19 protein-coding genes are annotated in these 16384 nt (G+C 58.3%); 13 read left to right on the top strand and 6 right to left on the bottom strand.

The window, feature by feature from the left end; translation table 11 throughout:
• Positions 1–3 precede the first annotated feature (3 nt).
• The 3 genes from AC1DV9_RS21670 to AC1DV9_RS21680 form a co-directional block, all read right to left on the bottom strand.
• Entirely contained in the window at positions 4–1044 is a 1041-nt protein-coding gene (locus tag AC1DV9_RS21670; protein ID WP_477949980.1) for a hypothetical protein, read from the bottom strand.
• Positions 1031–1168 carry a hypothetical protein gene (locus AC1DV9_RS21675; RefSeq protein WP_477949981.1) on the bottom strand — a complete coding sequence of 46 codons (138 nt, stop codon included), beginning with the start codon at positions 1166–1168 and terminating at the stop codon, positions 1031–1033. Before AC1DV9_RS21675 ends, AC1DV9_RS21670 begins: the two co-directional genes overlap by 14 nt.
• A gap of 67 nt (positions 1169–1235) precedes the next feature.
• Positions 1236–1970, bottom strand: a complete 735-nt coding sequence (locus AC1DV9_RS21680) for a helix-turn-helix domain-containing protein (protein ID WP_477949982.1) — start codon at positions 1968–1970, stop codon at positions 1236–1238.
• A 97-nt stretch (positions 1971–2067) separates the two neighbouring features.
• On the opposite strand from AC1DV9_RS21680, the gene AC1DV9_RS21685 reads away from it, so the two are divergent.
• Positions 2068–2340, top strand: a complete 273-nt coding sequence (locus AC1DV9_RS21685) for a hypothetical protein (protein WP_477949983.1) — start codon at positions 2068–2070, stop codon at positions 2338–2340.
• A gap of 101 nt (positions 2341–2441) precedes the next feature.
• Here the strand turns inward: AC1DV9_RS21685 and AC1DV9_RS21690 are convergent, their stop codons facing one another.
• The gene (locus AC1DV9_RS21690) at positions 2442–2567 is read right to left on the bottom strand and encodes a hypothetical protein (RefSeq protein WP_477949984.1); all 126 of its coding nucleotides are present in this window, start codon (positions 2565–2567) and stop codon (positions 2442–2444) included.
• Here AC1DV9_RS21690 and AC1DV9_RS21695 point away from each other — a divergent pair.
• From AC1DV9_RS21695 to AC1DV9_RS21710, 4 genes are all read left to right on the top strand, one after another.
• Complete coding sequence (locus AC1DV9_RS21695) at positions 2557–3441, top strand: ParB/RepB/Spo0J family partition protein (protein ID WP_477949985.1); 885 nt, start codon at positions 2557–2559, stop codon at positions 3439–3441. The two genes, AC1DV9_RS21690 and AC1DV9_RS21695, sit on opposite strands and share 11 nt — an antisense overlap.
• Positions 3442–4006: 565 nt before the next feature.
• Positions 4007–5494 (top strand): DEAD/DEAH box helicase, encoded by a 1488-nt coding sequence (locus AC1DV9_RS21700; RefSeq protein ID WP_477949986.1) that lies wholly within the window; start codon positions 4007–4009, stop codon positions 5492–5494.
• Positions 5484–6434, top strand: a complete 951-nt coding sequence (locus tag AC1DV9_RS21705) for a DUF7146 domain-containing protein (RefSeq protein ID WP_477949987.1) — start codon at positions 5484–5486, stop codon at positions 6432–6434. Before AC1DV9_RS21700 ends, AC1DV9_RS21705 begins: the two co-directional genes overlap by 11 nt.
• A gap of 2 nt (positions 6435–6436) precedes the next feature.
• Positions 6437–7165 carry a transcription termination/antitermination NusG family protein gene (locus AC1DV9_RS21710; RefSeq protein ID WP_477950042.1) on the top strand — a complete coding sequence of 243 codons (729 nt, stop codon included), beginning with the start codon at positions 6437–6439 and terminating at the stop codon, positions 7163–7165.
• A gap of 133 nt (positions 7166–7298) precedes the next feature.
• Here AC1DV9_RS21710 and AC1DV9_RS21715 read toward each other — a convergent pair whose 3' ends face one another.
• Positions 7299–8033, bottom strand: coding sequence for a hypothetical protein (locus AC1DV9_RS21715; RefSeq protein WP_477949988.1), 735 nt, complete (start codon positions 8031–8033; stop codon positions 7299–7301).
• 172 nt (positions 8034–8205) lie between these two features.
• Positions 8206–8532: a hypothetical protein gene (locus AC1DV9_RS21720; protein WP_477949989.1), complete on the bottom strand. Its 327-nt coding sequence runs from the start codon at positions 8530–8532 to the stop codon at positions 8206–8208.
• Positions 8533–8633: 101 nt separating this feature from the next.
• Between AC1DV9_RS21720 and AC1DV9_RS21725 the strand changes: the two genes are divergently transcribed.
• The 8 genes from AC1DV9_RS21725 to AC1DV9_RS21760 all read left to right on the top strand — a co-directional run bounded on the left by AC1DV9_RS21725 (position 8634) and on the right by AC1DV9_RS21760 (position 16310).
• On the top strand, positions 8634–9083 hold the full coding sequence (locus tag AC1DV9_RS21725; RefSeq protein WP_477949990.1) for a terminase small subunit-like protein: 450 nt from the start codon (positions 8634–8636) through the stop codon (positions 9081–9083).
• A gap of 106 nt (positions 9084–9189) precedes the next feature.
• Positions 9190–10578, top strand: a complete 1389-nt coding sequence (locus AC1DV9_RS21730; protein WP_477949991.1) for a terminase — start codon at positions 9190–9192, stop codon at positions 10576–10578.
• The gene (locus AC1DV9_RS21735) at positions 10578–10820 is read left to right on the top strand and encodes a hypothetical protein (RefSeq protein WP_477949992.1); all 243 of its coding nucleotides are present in this window, start codon (positions 10578–10580) and stop codon (positions 10818–10820) included. The genes AC1DV9_RS21730 and AC1DV9_RS21735 overlap by 1 nt, the downstream gene beginning before the upstream one ends.
• Before the next feature lie 697 nt (positions 10821–11517).
• Entirely contained in the window at positions 11518–13116 is a 1599-nt protein-coding gene (locus AC1DV9_RS21740) for a hypothetical protein (RefSeq protein ID WP_477949993.1), read from the top strand.
• Positions 13113–13457, top strand: coding sequence for a hypothetical protein (locus AC1DV9_RS21745; protein ID WP_477949994.1), 345 nt, complete (start codon positions 13113–13115; stop codon positions 13455–13457). The genes AC1DV9_RS21740 and AC1DV9_RS21745 overlap by 4 nt, the downstream gene beginning before the upstream one ends.
• 27 nt (positions 13458–13484) lie before the next feature.
• Positions 13485–14741, top strand: coding sequence for a hypothetical protein (locus AC1DV9_RS21750; RefSeq protein WP_477949995.1), 1257 nt, complete (start codon positions 13485–13487; stop codon positions 14739–14741).
• A 23-nt stretch (positions 14742–14764) separates the two neighbouring features.
• Entirely contained in the window at positions 14765–15781 is a 1017-nt protein-coding gene (locus AC1DV9_RS21755; RefSeq protein ID WP_477949996.1) for a phage major capsid protein, read from the top strand.
• A gap of 13 nt (positions 15782–15794) precedes the next feature.
• Positions 15795–16310, top strand: a complete 516-nt coding sequence (locus AC1DV9_RS21760) for a hypothetical protein (protein ID WP_477949997.1) — start codon at positions 15795–15797, stop codon at positions 16308–16310.
• Positions 16311–16384: the final 74 nt, after the last annotated feature.

The following is a 16384-nucleotide window of genomic DNA, read 5'->3' on the forward strand; positions in this document are numbered from 1 at the left end:
TTGTCACGCCGCCCTCACTTGGGTCGGTCGGCCCTTTTTCGTCTTGCGGAACCATGTGATTGCCAGAGCCTTCCACAGTGGCCACTTGTTCGCCAGAGATATCTGTTTAGCCTCGTCGATATCGTTAAGCCATGCGCCGGTTATTCCTGCCGCAATATCAGCAGGTTTCAGGACCGCACAAAATTCCTCTTTCGTCATCAGTTCTTCGACTGCGCGGATCTGATCCTTCAAGATCGGCGCAAACTTCGCCTTTGCCAGCACCTCAAGAATTTCTCGCGATTTCTCGTTACCGCGGCGACCGACAAGCGAGTTGACGGCGTTGATCGAAATCGTCTCGCCAGGCTGATAGCTGCCGTTGGCGCGCGGTTGGCGCATGATTGTCACGCCGGCCTGCTGGCAGAGCATGTCGATCTTCATGGCGTCCAGATCGCGGGCAACCAACGCCGACTGATGGAGTTGAAGGGCAGTGACCTGCAGGCGCTGCGTGTTCTGGCCGACGAAGGCTTCCGCCTGCAGAGACGTCGCGGCCGCCTCAACGATCATGATCGGGATGAAATCAATTTCCGGATGACTGGCCGCTGCTATCGCCGTGTGCTGACCGTCGAGAACCTTCAGGACCGTGACGCCTGCCTCGTCCTCCGCATACGCGCAGATCGGCGGCTTGAAGCGGTTCCAATTCCAATCTTCGATAATCTGCCGGATCTGCCTCAGTCCGCGCGCGCCGATCTGCCGCTGATAAGCAGGATCGACATAGAGCGCTGCCGGATTGACGCGCTCGCATATCGGCTCCCCGTTGGCCGGGGATGAAATGTCGAGTCCGGTAACGTTGACAGCCTCGATCTTGCGCAGCTTGTAAAGGCTGTCTTTGCCGATGATGTCGTTTGCGAGCCTCAAAGCTTGCTCGATGGTCGCCCGTTCCGTCGTCGGGAACTCTTTCGCCACGACCTTTGCAATGGCGTTGACAGTGTCGTCCTTCGTACCCTTGCGGCCGGTGATCTTCGCCGCCTCGTCGAGGAGGAACTTCGCGATCTCAAGCGGCGTCATCGGCGCCTCCAATAGGCTCGCCGGTGTTGCTGAACACCGCTTCGTCGGCGCCGACCGTCGTACGATGTCGGGCAATTACAATGATGATCGCAGGATTGCGGTCGTCTGAAGCGGTTGTATCCATATTAGCCTCCAACTGTGAAGGCATATTAGTTTGTGGATATATCCATCGTCAAGAGGCAGTGATGGATTTATCCATTTTCCGGAAAGTCCCTCACAAGGCGGGTTACGATGCCGGTAATCATGATCCCGTGGCCTTCGGCCGTGAGCCATCGCTGTGTTTCGGATCCGGGTTTTATCTGCCGGTCGAGGATTATTTCATCGCCTTCGCCGTCAATCGGCCGAGTGCAGAGCGATGTCGTGCCATCCTTGTTGATCTGGACTTGCCGTAAGGACTCTTCCTTTATCCCAGGAGGGTCGATGTAGCGAACGACTGTCACTATATCGCCGTTTCTCAGGGGCGCGTCGATTGTGCGGGTAACGGACGTGACGACGTCGCCTTTCATGATGCCTACGGCTTCCATGCTGTCATCCCCCGCTCGACTTAGAAGCAGGTCACTCGGCCCGAAGTCGCGGCTGTCATACGCAATCCCCCGACCGAATGTCTCTACGATAGACGAGACCGTCTTGCTAAAATTGCCCGAGCTTAAGTTGGCCATTACCGGGACAATTCTCACGTTTTTGATTTGAGCATCGGTTTCGCGAAATCCCGCAGGATGGATCGCGTCTCCGAGGAGGTAAGAAACCGTGCACTCAAGAGTACCAGCCAGCGCCGCAAGAGTGGCTACTGTCGGGCTCTTGGATTTACCAGCAATGATATCCCGTACGGCCGTCTTTCCTAACCCTGAGTTCAACGCGGCATTGGTTGCGTTGATCCCCATGGCCTTCAGTCGTTCTTGGATGCGTTCTGCTAAAATGTTTCTCATGTATGGCAGTATCCATTTTTGTTGAAAAATTCCAAGTCTGATATAACCATACTTTTGGCTTGCTAAAGCCTGATTAATCCATATAGTTAACGCTACTATGGAAAAAGAACTTCGCAACACTCTTCTTGAAACCGCGGCCGCCTTTGCGAAGGCGCGCGGCTGCGCGATCTCTACTGTCTCGAAGCGGGTAAAAAATGACCCTAACTTCTTCGCCCGTCTGCACGACGCAAAGGGCACGTTCACGGTGCGGACCTTTGACGAGGTCATGAGATGGTGCGCCGACAATTGGCCAGAGGGCAAGCCGTTGCCTTTGGTGATGATGAAGTGGATGGCGGATGCCGGATATCAGCCTGAGCGGTCGCCTGCATGAACCCGAGTGGCAGCGTTAACACGCCGCGACTAACGCATACCGAGATGACTGAAGGCCTAGACGGCCTCATAATCTCAAAGTCCGACTGGATCGCGACTTTCTCAACCGGGGCCAAGAAGCGCCCTGACCACGAGATTGAAACTCAAAAACATCACCTCAGAGTTCTTGAGCAGGCCGCCGCTGACTACCGGCGTGCCGCCGCGCGCGGAGATAGTAATGGACGTCATAACGCCAATTCCACTCGATCAGATTGACACAAGCGGGCGTATCCGGTCGCCATCACCGGAACAGGTCGCATCCCTGAAAGCAAGCATTCTCCTGGTCGGTCTACTCAATCCGATTACGGTAATTCACACCGGTGACCAGTCCTATAAGCTCATTGCCGGCGGCAACCGCCTCGAAGCATGCCGGGCAGCAGGATACATGGAAGTCCCGGCAAACGTCGTTGACATGACGGCGCCCGAAGCAGTCATTGCCGAGTGCGATGAGAACCTTTGTGGTCCTAACCTTTCGCCGTCAGAAAGAGCAATTTTTACAGCTCGTCGAAAAGAAGCTTACGAGGAAATTTATCCACACACGCGGCATGGGACAAACCAGCACGAGAGGAGTGGCCAACTTGGCCACTCCTCCGACGAAGGTGATTTTCTTCCCGATGATCAGCCTCGATTCACCGCACAGACAGCCAGTGCCACAGGCCAGTCGGAAAGGGTCGTCCGGCGTGACGCCGAGCGCGGCGGCAAAGTTATTCCCGAAGCTCTGAACCTCATCTCAGGAACAAAGCTCGATACCGGCGTCTATCTTGATACCCTCAAAAATATGCCTCCGAATGACCAGATACAGAAGGTCAGGCGCGACCTCGCGCAGCAGAGACGGACTGATAGTTTGCCGTCATCGACAAAAGTTCCTGAACGTTCCGAAAAGCCGCCAGAAAGGAAGATGCCCACCTACGAAGAGGTGCGCGCGGCGCTCTACGCTCTGGGGGATCTCACGGCACAAGAGTTCCTCCGGCTTTGCCCGCCGGCCAAACGCGCTGCCATGTGCGCGCACTTGGCGAAACTCGCGGCAACGTTCGAAGCCGTTTGCGAGGAGGCCGTCCAATGAGCAAGGAGGCAATGAAATGGGCGTCGGCGCAAAACTTTGCCGATCAGACCCTACGCTCGGTAATCAAGGCAGTCGCGTTCTTGGCCGATAGAGGAACTGTGGAGTGCCGCAGTTCTCAGGCGGATATCGCTAGAGAGATCGGCGTGACGGACCGAACAGTCAGGGGAGCGCTAACCCTCCTGGATCGTTTGGGCGCAATATCGCGCCGGGCTCGGAGTAACGGATTTTCAGGTCGTTCGACGGATGCGATCACGCTCTCCGTTGATAAGACATTCGACCTCACGAAGGCTGACATCGTAGCCGCCAGGCATCTTTTGCAACTGGAAAATTCTTCCGGTTGCAAATCGAGTTCCAACCGGAAGCTCCTTCCGTTGCAACCGGAAGCTCCTTCCGGGGATAGTAACACAGTTAACACAGTATATCCCTTTCATGGGAGAGACTCCTCTCTCTACCTACAAGAGGGTACGTATACGTGTGAGGCAGCAATACCCCCTGCAGAGGGCATTGACGACTGGCTGCCTGATGCCCCGCCATCGAACGTCGTACCGTTCAAGCGGGGTGCGGTATGATCGAGCTTCGCGATTACCAGAGCGCCGCCATCGATCTCGTCTGGAAAGCCATGGCCGCCGGACGCCGCCGCCCGATGCTGATGATGGCGACAGGCGCCGGCAAGACGAAGACCGCAGCTGAGATCATCACCAGGGCGCTGGCAAAAGGCAGGCGTGTTGTCTTCACGGTCCCTGCGATCGAGCTGATTGACCAGACGGTCGTTGCGCTCGGCAAGGAGGGGATCACCGCCGTCGGCGTCATCCAAGCGCAGCACCCGCTGACGGACTATTCGCAGCCGGTGCAGGTTGCCAGCATTCAAACGCTGCGCCGCCGCAAGCTTCCTGAAACTGACCTCGTCATCATCGACGAGGCCCACGTGATGCACAAGATCGTCATGCAGTGGATGGCCGCGGAGCCGAGGCTGCCGTTCATCGGCTTGAGCGCAACGCCTTGGTCGCGCGGGCTGGGGAAGTACTACAATGATCTGATCATCGCCGCGACGACACAGCAGCTCATCCGCTCGGAATACCTGTCGCCGTTCAAGGTCTACGCGCCGAGCCATCCTGATCTGACTGGCGTGAAGACAGTGGCTGGCGACTACCACGAGGGCCAGCTTGCCGAAGCCATGGACAAGCCGACCCTGACGGCAGACGTGGTATCGACATGGATCAAGCTCGGCGAGAACCGTCCGACATTGTGCTTCGCCGTCAACCGAGCCCATGCCCGCAGCCTTGAACGAGATTTCGAAAAGGCTGGTGTTTCCTGCGCCTATGTCGATGGCAACAGCGACCGTGGCGAGCGGGATCGGATTCGTAAGGCATTTGAGGAGGGAACAGTCCGCGTTGTCGTCAACGTCGGCGTTCTGACCACCGGCGTCGATTGGGATGTTCGTTGCATCATTCTGGCGCGGCCGACAAAGTCCGAAATGCTCTACGTGCAGATTATCGGACGAGGCTTGCGCCTTGCGGCAGGAAAGGCGGATTGCCTTGTTCTCGATCATTCCGACACGACACTGAAGCTTGGTTTCGTGACCGATATTCACCATGCCCATCTAGACGACGGCAAGGAACGCCAAAGCTTGTCCAGTTCGCGGCCTGAGCGTGCACCGCCGTTGCCGAAGGAGTGCCCCAAGTGCTCGCGCCTCAAGCCGGCAGGTGTTCGAAAATGCTCATCATGTGGTTTTGAGCCTCAATTCGCGCAGGACGTCGCGACCGTTCAAGGCGAGCTGCTGCAGCTAGGCGGCAAGCAGGCTAAAGTGACGATTGACGACAAGCGAGGGTTTTACGCCGAACTGCTCTGGGTGGCGAAGACGCGCAACAAGAACGCGAGATGGATCACCGCGAATTACAAATCCCGGTTCGATGTCTGGCCGCGCGGTATGGATGACGTGGTCCCTCAACCACCATCGACGAAGACGCTCAGCTGGTTGAAGAGCAAACAAATCGCGTGGGTGAAGAAAGTCCAGAAGGCTGAGAAGCAGGAGGCGGCGCGTCATGCAGGATAGCCGCCAGTCCGTTCACCAGCGCGCGGCAGGCCGGTGGCCTGGTATCTTGGCCGCGCTTGGCGTTGACGCGCCCTTGCTCAATGCGCGCAAGCATCACCCTTGCCCGTGGTGCGGCGGAAAGGACCGGTTCCGCTTTACTGACAAGGATAGCTCTGGTTCGTTTCTGTGCGGCCAATGTGGGAAGAAGAGCCCGATCGATCTTCTGATGCAGATCAAGGGATGGGATTTCCAAACCGCGGCAAAGGAAGTCGAACGCATTGTCGGCGACATCCGGCCGGTGGAGCGCCGGGACAATGGCGATTGGGCTCTAAAGCAAAAAACCGCGATATGGCAGGCGTCAGCGCCGATCGAACCTGGCGACATCGTCGGGCGATACCTTGCATCTCGCGGGCTCGCCTTCAAAAGCTTTCCTCGTTCGCTTCGGACCGTTCCTCGCATGGAACACCTGTCGGAGGACAGGGCAAAAACCTATCACCCTGGAATGATCGCCGTTGTTCGATCTTTCGCTGGTGACCCGGTGAATATCCATCGGACCTATCTTGCGGCGGACGGTCGCAAGGCTGACGTGGACCAGGTTCGCAAGCTGATGGTCGGGGCAATCCCGCCAGGTTCCGCGGTGCAGCTCTTCACAAAGGTAGGGGCTGTTCTTGGCATTGCCGAAGGGATCGAGACAGCTCTGGCCGCATCTTCGATTTTCCGCGTGCCTGTTTGGTCCGCGCTGAACTCGCGGATTCTTGAAAACTGGCAGGCGCCGGAAAGCGTCAGGGAGGTGATCGTCTTCGGCGACAATGATCCGAAATATGGCGGCCAAGCCGCCGCGCTGTCTCTTGCTCACAGGTTATCAGTCAAGGCGGGCGGCCCGAGCGTCCGCGTCGAGATACCCGAAACGGTCGGCGACGACTGGAACGATGTTTTACTGAAAAGGAAGGACGCTGCGTGACCATGCATCAAAAAATTATCGGCGACTGGAATGCGATCGAACGGGAGCGCCGGCAGTCTGCCTTGAGGCAGGAGCGCGAATTGCTGTCCCTCCGGTCGGGAGAGGGCGAGCCAGGCGACTACACGCTACCGAATGGCAAGTGGTTCGCTGTCCGCACAGCACCGAATGCTCAGCGCGCGCCGTCGGCAGATTTGGTGATGGGTCGCCAGACCGCCGCCAGCGTCGTGGAGCGAAATCTGAAGGGTGAAGGCTTTGATTTCTTCATGCCGTCATATCGGGTGATGGTCCGTCATCACCGCAGCAAGCGCTGGATCGAAAAGCGTTTCCCTACGTTCGTGGGTTATCTGTTTGTGGATCTGAGCGCTCGCAGCTTCCAAGAGGTCGAGGCAGTTGACGGCGTCGGCAAGGTGATGAAGGCAAGGCTTTCTGCCGAGCGAGAGCCCGAGCCGTTCGAATTTCCACTTGCGACGATCGACCGCCTCAGGTGGGAGGAGTGGGAGCAGCAGCAGGCCTTTATCGAGGCCAAGGCCCTGATTCTTCGACAGGAGGAGGCGGAAAAGTCTCTCTCGCCGCAGCAACGGCGTCGGCGAGCATCACATGAAATCCGCTCGCGAAATCTTCAGTACCACGGCCTCAGATCCATGCTGTCACGTGGCGTCACGTCGCCAGCTACCGCGAGATTCATCCATGAAACGATGGATAAGCTCGTTCAGATGAACAGCGGGACTTGAAATAGCATAACCGTTTGGTAATGTGAGCGCACTGATTTGTGGATGTTCAGTGCGCTCTTAGTCGCCGGTCCACGCGGATAATTGCAATCCGCACGTTAGCAGAAATGTGCCAAAATTTTCGTACTCGTGCCTTCTAGCTTGATCTATGAACGTTCACGGTGAGAGTCACCGGCGGTTCCGGGCACGAGGGGAAGGGGGTTTGCAAGTCGGTGGTAGCTTCGCCGGACATGTAACCGACCAGGTCGGTGTAGCAGACGCGAATTTCCACGGGGCGAGCAAAGGTGAAGAACCCTTCACGGTCATCGCTCGGCCAGTCTCCATTGAAATCAAAAACGACGAGGTTCTGATCCTTCCCCAGCAGGCGAATAGGGGATTGATAGAAGAAGGGGACCGAAGCTAATTTTTCGGGATCGATTGCCGCGCCTCTCTTGTTGAAGAAGCTTTCGAAGGCTTCGATATCCTTGGACCACGCCCCCCCTTGTTTGACGGTGATCGACCCCTCCGGGCTGCGAACATCCATCTGATAAATCACAGCAGGCCCTAGGCCGAAGTTTGATATTCCAAAGTACCTCTTCTTGTCGCCGCTGAGGCTCGCGCCCATCAGGTTGATGTTAAGACTTGGCGAGTTTGCGATAGCGGAAAACTTGGTTTCGGTCTCAAGGGCGGATATCGATACCGATAGACTTCGCTCGGCCAGCTTTGTGCCCTCGGCAGCTAGCCGGATACCCTCGTTGGCGAACTCAACGGCTTGGACTCCCTGCCGTATGGAGATTACGCCAAGGATGATGGCGACAATCGCTGCTATCGCTTCTGCATTTCGTCCGAACCAAAAACACGCCTGTTTGACGTGCCACCACCTTAACCTCATTTAATCCCCCACAGATACTTAACAATACTTGCCGAGGATTCTCATTGGAGTCGAGAGCGAATCTTAGGTCGCGAGCGTCGGGACCAATTCGAGCCGATGCCTTTATCTTACGTCAGACCGCTCTCGCCCTCCATTTCCCCTCATTACGGTTCATTGGCTCAGAGGGTTCTGATTATTGCTGGACGCAGAAAGTCTGAAAACCAACGGACGCCAAGCCGTCCATAGCCATCATCAGTAACAGCACGAACAAGACAAATGCGAATATGCAAGTCGCGATGCGCCATCGCAGTTGATCTCTGAGAAACACGTAGGCGCCAGCGAGCCCCACCACTGACATCATCAGCACAATCCAGGCGAATGCAGCGGTCTGAAGGAGACCGGCGATGGTCAGGCATGATGCGGCAAGGGAGAAAAGCGACAGCCCCAAGCTGAACCACTGCAGCCGATTTTGGGCGATTTCCGACGACGCTGTCGGTGCTCCAGAAATTTCGTTTGTCAAAAAGCGCTCCATTAATCTGCGGGCGCTGAGAGTTACCATCCAAATATGTGCGCTTTCCTAAAGCGCCCGGCAGCCGCTCAGACCGGCAGAGGCAGTAATTAATGGGTAGACCGACCGGTTTCACGCAGGAGATCGCGGCTGCCATCTGCTCACGCATTGCAGATGGTGAAAGCCTTCGATCGATTTGCCGGGATGAAAGCATGCCCTCGAAATCGACAGTGTTCGATTGGCTGGCAGCTGACGAACACGCGAATTTTCGGACCAAGTACGCGCTCGCCCGCGAAGCCCAGGCCGATGCTCTCTTCGACGACATGATCGATATCGCCGATGACGGCCGAAACGACTGGATGGAGAAGCGCAACGCCGACGGTGACAATATCGGCTGGCAGGAGAACGGAGAGGCGCTTCGCCGTTCCGATCTTCGCATCAAGACGCGTCAGTGGATGGCTTCGAAGCTGCAGCCGAAGAAGTACGGCGACAAGCTCGACCTGAACGTAGACGGCAAGCTGGCGCTCGTTCCTCAGATTTCCATCAATGGCAAGTCAGACTGACGCCCAGCTCAATTTCGACCTTCATCCTAAGCAGATGGCAGCGTTCGAAAGCCGAGCGACGGAAATCCTCTATGGCGGTGCCGCAGGGGGTGGCAAGAGCCACCTGATGCGCATTGCTGCTGTAGTCTGGTGTTCGCTGATACCCGGGCTGCAGGTCTACCTGTTCCGGCGAATTCGCGAAGACCTGGTCAAAAACCACGTCGAGGGTCCGAACGGCTTCCGCGCGATGCTGGCCGGCTGGGCTGAGTGCGGTTTCTGCACCATCGTCGAGGACGAGATCCGCTTCTGGAATGGAAGCAAGATTTACCTCTGCCACTGCAAGGACGAGAAGGACCGCTTCAAATACCAGGGCGCCGAAATCCACGTCCTGCTGATCGACGAGCTGACGCACTTCACGGACAAGATCTACCGCTTCCTTCGAAACCGCGTTCGTATGGTCGGGATCACGTTGCCGGAGAAATACCGCAAGAGGTTCCCGCGCATCATCTGCGGCGCGAACCCTGGCGGTATCGGTCACCAGTTCGTCAAGACGACGTTCATCGATGGCGTCCGGCCGATGCAGACGTATTTCGCGGCGAAGTCCGAAGGCGGCATGCTGAGGCAGTACATCCCGGCGCTCCTCGAAGACAATCCGAGCATGGCGGCGAATGACCCGGGCTATGACGCACGATTGCACGGGCTTGGGTCCGAAAGCCTGGTCCGCGCGATGCGCTACGGCGACTGGGATATCATCGACGGCGCGTTCTTCGACAATTTCCGCAATGATCGTCATGTCCTCAAGCCGTTCCAGATCCCGAAGGATTGGCTGCGGTTCAGGGCAGGGGACTGGGGATCGGCAAAGCCTTTCTCTTTCGGTTGGTATGCAGTGGCGACAGAGCCGTACATCGCCGCGCCTGGCATGCTTATCCCGCGAGGCGCGCTGATCCGATATCGGGAGTGGTACGGCATTAAAGCCGATGCCGAGGGGCGGTATGTGCCCAATCAGGGCCTGAAGATGACCGCCGAGAATGTCGGCGCTCAGGTGCGTCTGAGGGACGGTGCTGACAAGATCACGTATGGCGTGCTTGACCCGGCGGCATTTGCCCAAGATGGCGGCCCGTCGATCGCCGAGCGCATGCGGGATGGTACGAACGGCAAAAACGGCAGCACGTTCCGGCCGGCTGACAACAAGCGTGTCACGGCCCGCGGCGCAATGGGCGGCTGGGACCAGATGCGGTCGCGACTTGACGGTGACGAGGACGGCCGGCCGATGCTGTACTTCTTCGAGACGTGTGTCCACGCGATCCGGACTATTCCGGCGCTTCAGCACGATGAGAACAGGCCGGAAGATCTGAATTCAGACATGGAAGATCACGCCGCCGACGAGGTGCGATACGCCTGCATGTCGCGACCATGGGTCAAAGCCATCGTTGAGGATGCGCCCCAGAAGGCAAAGCGAGGCATGCCATTGCCGCCGCCACCGAGCGCCCAGGGCAAAACGAGGATTGCTGTGTGATGGGAGCTAAAGGTGTCGATCTCATCAAGTTCTCTCGGACCTTCGCTTTCGCGATGCCACGCTCGATGGTGGTCAAAGGACTGCCTCGCGCGTATCCGCCAGACGTCGAACCCATGATCCGTCGTGTTTGCTTCAAGCACGGATTTGCAAATCGCCAGTGGCTCGCCGATCGGCTTGAGCTTCACTACTCGAAAATCGCCATCGGCCCGCGCCTCAAGCATGCGCCAAGGAATCTTGTATGACCGACGACACCGACGAGATCGAGGCAGCCGAAGCGGGTGAGTTTGACCCGAAGAAGCCGCTCAAGAAGTCTGGTCCATACCTCAAGCTGATCGCCGACTACAAGAAGGCCGGCTTTCGTGACTGGGGCGATCGGGCAGACAACATCGACAAGAAGTATGCCGACCTTGAGCGGTTGGCGAATGCCGCGCGTGATCGTGAGTTCTCGATATTCTGGGCGAACATTCAGGTGCTGGCGCCCAGCATCTATTCCCGGCCGCCGGTGCCGGTTGTCATTCCTCGCTTTCGTGGTGACCGGAAGCCGATCCCCCGCGTCGCGTCAGAGCTTCTTGAGCGGTGCGCGACCGTCGGCTTCGAAAAGGAGGACATCGACGGCGTGATGAAAGGCTTGCGCGATGACCTCGCCATCTTGTCCCGCGGCGTCCCCTGGGTTCGCTACCAGGCGAAGAAGGCCAAGGACAAACTGCAGGAGAAGTTCTGCCTTGAGCATGTGAACCGGAAAGACTTTGCCCACGATCCGGCCAGGTCGTGGCGTGAGGTCGATTGGGTCGGCAAGTGCTCGTGGATGACCAAGGGCGAGATGCGCAAGCGTTTCGGGCCAACGTCAAAGGACGCCTACAAGAATGCAGCATTTGCCGTCCAGAAGGACGACAACGGCAACACGACGGACAGCAAGCAGAAGGCTGCAGTCTGGGAACTGTGGATCAAGTCGGCGAATGTGGTCGTCTGGGCACCGAAGGCGTCGATGTCCTGCTCGACAATGACGAACCGCATCTGGAGCTTGAAGGCTTCTTCCCGTGCCCAAAGCCTGCTTACGGCACGACAGAACGCAACAGCCTAATTCCGGTGCCCGATTACGTCCAGTACAAGGACCAGATCGAGGAAATCAACGAGCTCACGGCTCGCATCTCGTCACTGACGGAGGCAGTAAAGGTCAAGGGCTTCTACCCGGCCGGTGCAAGCGATGTCGGCGAGGCGATCGAGGCGGCAATCAAGTCGCTCGACAATCGCCAGATCCTCGTTCCCGTAGCGAACTGGGCTGCCTTTGGTGATCTTGGTACGGGGGAGCCGATCATCTGGCTGCCGATCGAGATCATTGGCCAGGTCATCGTCCAGCTGGTCAACCTGCGCCGGCAGCTGATCCAGGATGTCTACGAAATCACCGGCCTGAGCGACATTATGCGCGGCTCGACCGACGCGAACGAAACCCTTGGCGCCCAGGAGATGAAGAGCCAATACGGTGCGGTTCGTGTCCGCGATCGGCAGGACGAAATGGTCCGCGTCGCGCGCGATCTGACACGCATCGTGTGCGAGATCATGTCGGAGAACTTCCAGAAGGAAACTCTGCTCGAATGGTCGCAGATGGAATTGCCTGAGGACGCCGAGATCAAGAAGCAGATTGCCGAGCTCGAAAAGCAGGTGAAGGGCATTCACGCCCAGATCAAGGAAGCTCAGTCAGATCCGGAGATCCAGGCGCAGGCCAAGGCGAAGCCGGAGATTGCCCAGCAGATCCTTCAGCAGGCGCAAGGCCAGATCGACCAGCTGACAAGCCAGATCAACGAGCTGAACGAAACGGTGACCATCGAGAAGGTCATGGATTTTCTACGCGATCAGCGCGTTCGTCCGTTCACGCTCGACATTGAGACGGACTCGACGATCACGCCGGATGAGAATGCGCAGAAGAAGCGCGCAACCGAGTTCACTACTGCGGTTGGCGGCATCCTTCAGCAGGCAGTGCCGGCCGTTCAGCAGGTGCCGCAGATCGCGCCGCTGATGGCTGAAACCCTGAAGTACGTGGCGAGCCAGTTCCGCGCCGGGCGTCAGCTCGATACGGTTATCGATGAGTTTGCCGAGCAGATGAAGCAGATTGCCTCGCAGCCCAAGCTTAACCCCGAGGGCGACGCCGCCCAGAAGACTGCGCAAGCTGACCTGCAGGCGAGGGCGATGGACGCGAAGATCAAGCAGGACACTTTTCAGCGCGATAGCCAGATCAAGGGAGCGCTCGCCGACCATGACGCGAAAATGCGCACTGTCGAGGCGAACGAAAGGGTCAAGGCGATCCAACTCGAAAGCCAGCGCAGTGCTGAAAAGCACGCCCAGGATATGGAGCTTGGCTCGCTCGACGTCGAGAAGAAGAAACTGGAGCTTCAAAAGCTTGGCGGGCAGATCTTCGCTGATCACCAGAAAGCGGAGATAGCTGCAGATTCAGCAAACCGAAGTGCGGAGCAGTCCAGCGCTGCTTTCGAGCAGCAGTCGCGTCTCAACGAGCAGAAGGCCAGCCAAGGAGCGTCCGAATGACCGAACGCCTTTGCCGCCAATGCCGGAAGTGGCATGATGTCGATGAATGGCCGATCGAGTGCTATTCGCTCCCTCCGCAAGGTGCCTCAGACACTTTGCCGGTTCCAAACGTGATCGCTGACACGATGGAGCCGGTTCAGTCGATGCTGGATGGCCGGATGTACACCAGCAAGTCAGCGCTGCGCTCGACCTACAAAGCCGCCGGCGTTGTTGAAGTGGGCAATGACCCAGCTCGATTGCGGCCGAAGAAGAAAGCCAAGCCAGACCGGAAAGCAATCCGGGACTCGCTTGCCAAGGCAACCGCCCGGTTCAACCGCGGCGAACGCGTGACCCAACAGTAAGCACCCTCTCAGACAGGAAAAATCACCATGTCGGATATTGATACCGGCGCAGCACCCGCTGCCGCTGACACCTCTGCTGCGTCTTCCGATCAGGTCGTTCAGACCCCCAAGCCGATCAGCACAGAATCGCAGCAGGCGCCGAAGCAGGAAGAGCAACCGAGGGAAAAGCCGTCGGCTCGCGAAGCGCTGGCGAAGGCTCGTGAGAAGGTTGCCGAGCAGGAAAAGACGGACACCAAGGCCGTCAAGAGCGCACCGCAGCAGGCGGACACGAAACAGGCCGATAGCAAGACTGCCGATACGAAAGCCGCGGATAAGCAGTCTGATACCGGCAAGACGGAGAAGAACGACAATCGCGACGAGCGCGGCCAGTACAAGGCAAAGGATGCCCAGGCAGACGCTCAGCAGCAGACGAACAAGGCTGACCAGAGCAACCAGCAGCAGGTTCAGAAGCCGCGCTACGAGGCTCCCAAGCGATTTTCGTCGGATACCGCGGCAACGACCGACTGGGACAAGGTTCCGGAATCCGTACAGGCGGCAGTCCACCGCGTTCATCGCGAGATGGAAGAGGGGATCACCAAGTACAAGGCCAGCCATGACCGCTATGAGAACCTTCGCGAGTTCGACGAGGTTGCCAAGTCGAACGGTCATGATCTGCGCGCCTCCCTGCAGAAGGTCGTGGCGATCGAGCAGGCATTTGCTCGCAATCCCGCCGAAGGTTTCCATCAAATCTGTGACCACTTCGGGCTGAATGCCCGCGAGGTGGCAGCCAAGATCGCCGGCATGAAACCGGAAGAAGTTCAGGTTCAGCAGGAAGGCACGATCAGCGACTTGAAGCGCGAAATCGCAAGCCTCAAGGAGCAGGTTTCCGGCGTCAGCAACGGCTTCCAACAGCAGCAGCACGCATCTGTGTCGAAGGAGATCGAAGCCTTCGCCAGCCAGCCCGAATATTCCCGTTTCTACGATCTGATGGGCGACGTCGCCTTCTTCCTGAAGAGCGACAAGATCAGTCCCGATCTGCCGCCCATGGATCGCCTGAAAGAAGCCTACGCGCTCGCCGATCGGCTCAATCCCGATCCGAACGCTCAGATTACCAAACCCGCACCGGCCTCAGACGCCGTCGCAGCAAAGGCCTCAGACGCCAACGCCGAAGCTCTCGCGGCTCAAACCCGCAAGGGCGAGAAATCAATCACTGGTGCTCCGAACGCTGGCTCAGACCTGGCGGACCGCGAGCCCTCCCCAACAGTCTCGGCAGCCCTGAAGCGCGCGTTCGCTCAAGCAGGCTGACCATTTCTTAAAAGGAGGGGCGAATGGCCCTTACTGCAGTTGAAAAGAACCAGGAGATTTTGTCTCTGGCGCTCGAAGATCGTTCTTCGGGGTACCAGGATCTCGTCTCCAACTCGAAAGCTCTTCTCGCCGTCCTGCGGCGCAAGGGCAACTGGAAGACCTATAGCGGTCCGAAGATCCGCGAACGCTTCCTGTACGCCAAGACCGGCTCTGCCGTCTGGTACAACGGCTTCGACTTCCTGAACCCTGTACCGGCAGAACTGTTCAACGATGGTGAATGGACGCCGAAGATGTGCGCCGTCGCCGTCACGCTGAGCAACGAGGAAATCCTCAACAACGAGGGTGAAAATCAGCTCATGGACGTGATGGAATCGCACATCACGGCTGCTGAAGCTGAACTTGAGGACGAAGTCGATCTGTCGCTGCATGGCAACGGTACGCGCTTCGGCGGCAAGGAGCTGGGCGGACTGCAGCTCGCAGTGCCGACGGTTGTCAACTCCGGTACCTACGCCGGTATTGACCGTGGCGCCAACCCGATCTTCCGCACTTCGGCGTTCGACGCGAACTCCTTTGCACCGGACATCGGCACGCAGGTCACCCCAACCACCGTCCGTCCGATGCTCAACCGCATCATGACGCAGCGCTCTCGCAACAGGAACGCAGCAGATCTCCTGCTGATGTCTCCCGAGCACTATGCGGCCTACGACGCGGCCACGGTCGCAATCCAGCGCATCAATGACGAGACCAACCTTGGCAAGCTCGGCTTCCAGACGCTGAAATATTTCGGCGCCGGCCGCCAGGCTGAAATCGTCCAGGAAGGTGGCATCGGCTCGAACATGCCGGCGAACACGACCTACGGTCTCGACACGACCAACCTGCGCGTTCGCTACCATCCGGAGCGCAATTTCAACAAGATCGGCCGCGCGATGATGCCGATCAACCAGGACGCCGTTGTTCAGTACATCGGCTTCATGGGCGAGCTCACCATGACGAACCCGCTGTTCCAGTGGAAGCTCTTCGACTCCAACCCGGCCGCATAAGGAGAACCCTGATATGGCTTTTGTTCCCCATACTCCTCATCTCGGGTTCCCCCCGATCGCCGCTGCGCTCCCGGCCTCGTCGGCCGCGGGTCGCTCCACTCCGGGCCCGTGGCTCGGCGACATCATCCGCGCGCTGGATCCGGTCTACGGCACTGGCGAGTTCATCTACCTGCAGGGCGTGGCAAACACCGCGGTCGGCTCGTGGGTGGTCTACAATGCCGACGACTTCACCACGACGCTGCTCGGCCCCGATGCCATCGGTCCGGTAGCGGTTGCCATGGCGCCGGTCGTTGCCGGTCTCTACGGCTGGTATCAGATCCAGGGCAAGGCGATCGGCAAGGTTCTCGCCGGCTTCCTCGACAACGCCAACGTCTACGCCACGGCCACGGCCGGTTCGGTTGACGACGCCGTCATTGCCGGTGACCGCGTCAAGAATGCCAAGGGTGCTTCCGCAATCGGCACGCCCTCTGCCGGCCTTGCTGAATTCGAAATCAGCCGCCCGTGGGTGGATGACGCCCTCGCGGCGTAATCGCTTCCGAAATCGAACTGAAAACGGCGGGGCTTCGGCTCCGCCTTTTTCGTTGCAACCTCTCAGACAGGAGT

The organism is Rhizobium sp. 01L410, assembly GCF_056400165.1.

Bases quoted from the DNA above. Each gene is read 5' to 3' on its own strand.
- AC1DV9_RS21755 (WP_477949996.1), top strand. From the start codon at position 14,765: ATGGCCCTTACTGCAGTTGAAAAGAACCAGGAGATTTTGTCTCTGGCG.
- AC1DV9_RS21750 (WP_477949995.1), top strand. From the start codon at position 13,485: ATGTCGGATATTGATACCGGCGCAGCACCCGCTGCCGCTGACACCTCT.
- AC1DV9_RS21705 (WP_477949987.1), top strand. From the start codon at position 5,484: ATGCAGGATAGCCGCCAGTCCGTTCACCAGCGCGCGGCAGGCCGGTGG.
- AC1DV9_RS21685 (WP_477949983.1), top strand. From the start codon at position 2,068: ATGGAAAAAGAACTTCGCAACACTCTTCTTGAAACCGCGGCCGCCTTT.
- AC1DV9_RS21670 (WP_477949980.1), bottom strand. From the start codon at position 1,044: ATGACGCCGCTTGAGATCGCGAAGTTCCTCCTCGACGAGGCGGCGAAG.
- AC1DV9_RS21725 (WP_477949990.1), top strand. From the start codon at position 8,634: ATGGGTAGACCGACCGGTTTCACGCAGGAGATCGCGGCTGCCATCTGC.
- AC1DV9_RS21760 (WP_477949997.1), top strand. From the start codon at position 15,795: ATGGCTTTTGTTCCCCATACTCCTCATCTCGGGTTCCCCCCGATCGCC.
- AC1DV9_RS21730 (WP_477949991.1), top strand. From the start codon at position 9,190: ATGCGCATTGCTGCTGTAGTCTGGTGTTCGCTGATACCCGGGCTGCAG.
- AC1DV9_RS21700 (WP_477949986.1), top strand. From the start codon at position 4,007: ATGATCGAGCTTCGCGATTACCAGAGCGCCGCCATCGATCTCGTCTGG.
- AC1DV9_RS21735 (WP_477949992.1), top strand. From the start codon at position 10,578: ATGGGAGCTAAAGGTGTCGATCTCATCAAGTTCTCTCGGACCTTCGCT.
- AC1DV9_RS21715 (WP_477949988.1), bottom strand. From the start codon at position 8,033: ATGAGGTTAAGGTGGTGGCACGTCAAACAGGCGTGTTTTTGGTTCGGA.
- AC1DV9_RS21710 (WP_477950042.1), top strand. From the start codon at position 6,437: ATGCATCAAAAAATTATCGGCGACTGGAATGCGATCGAACGGGAGCGC.
- AC1DV9_RS21675 (WP_477949981.1), bottom strand. From the start codon at position 1,168: ATGGATACAACCGCTTCAGACGACCGCAATCCTGCGATCATCATTGTA.
- AC1DV9_RS21680 (WP_477949982.1), bottom strand. From the start codon at position 1,970: ATGAGAAACATTTTAGCAGAACGCATCCAAGAACGACTGAAGGCCATG.
- AC1DV9_RS21690 (WP_477949984.1), bottom strand. From the start codon at position 2,567: ATGACGTCCATTACTATCTCCGCGCGCGGCGGCACGCCGGTAGTCAGC.
- AC1DV9_RS21745 (WP_477949994.1), top strand. From the start codon at position 13,113: ATGACCGAACGCCTTTGCCGCCAATGCCGGAAGTGGCATGATGTCGAT.
- AC1DV9_RS21695 (WP_477949985.1), top strand. From the start codon at position 2,557: ATGGACGTCATAACGCCAATTCCACTCGATCAGATTGACACAAGCGGG.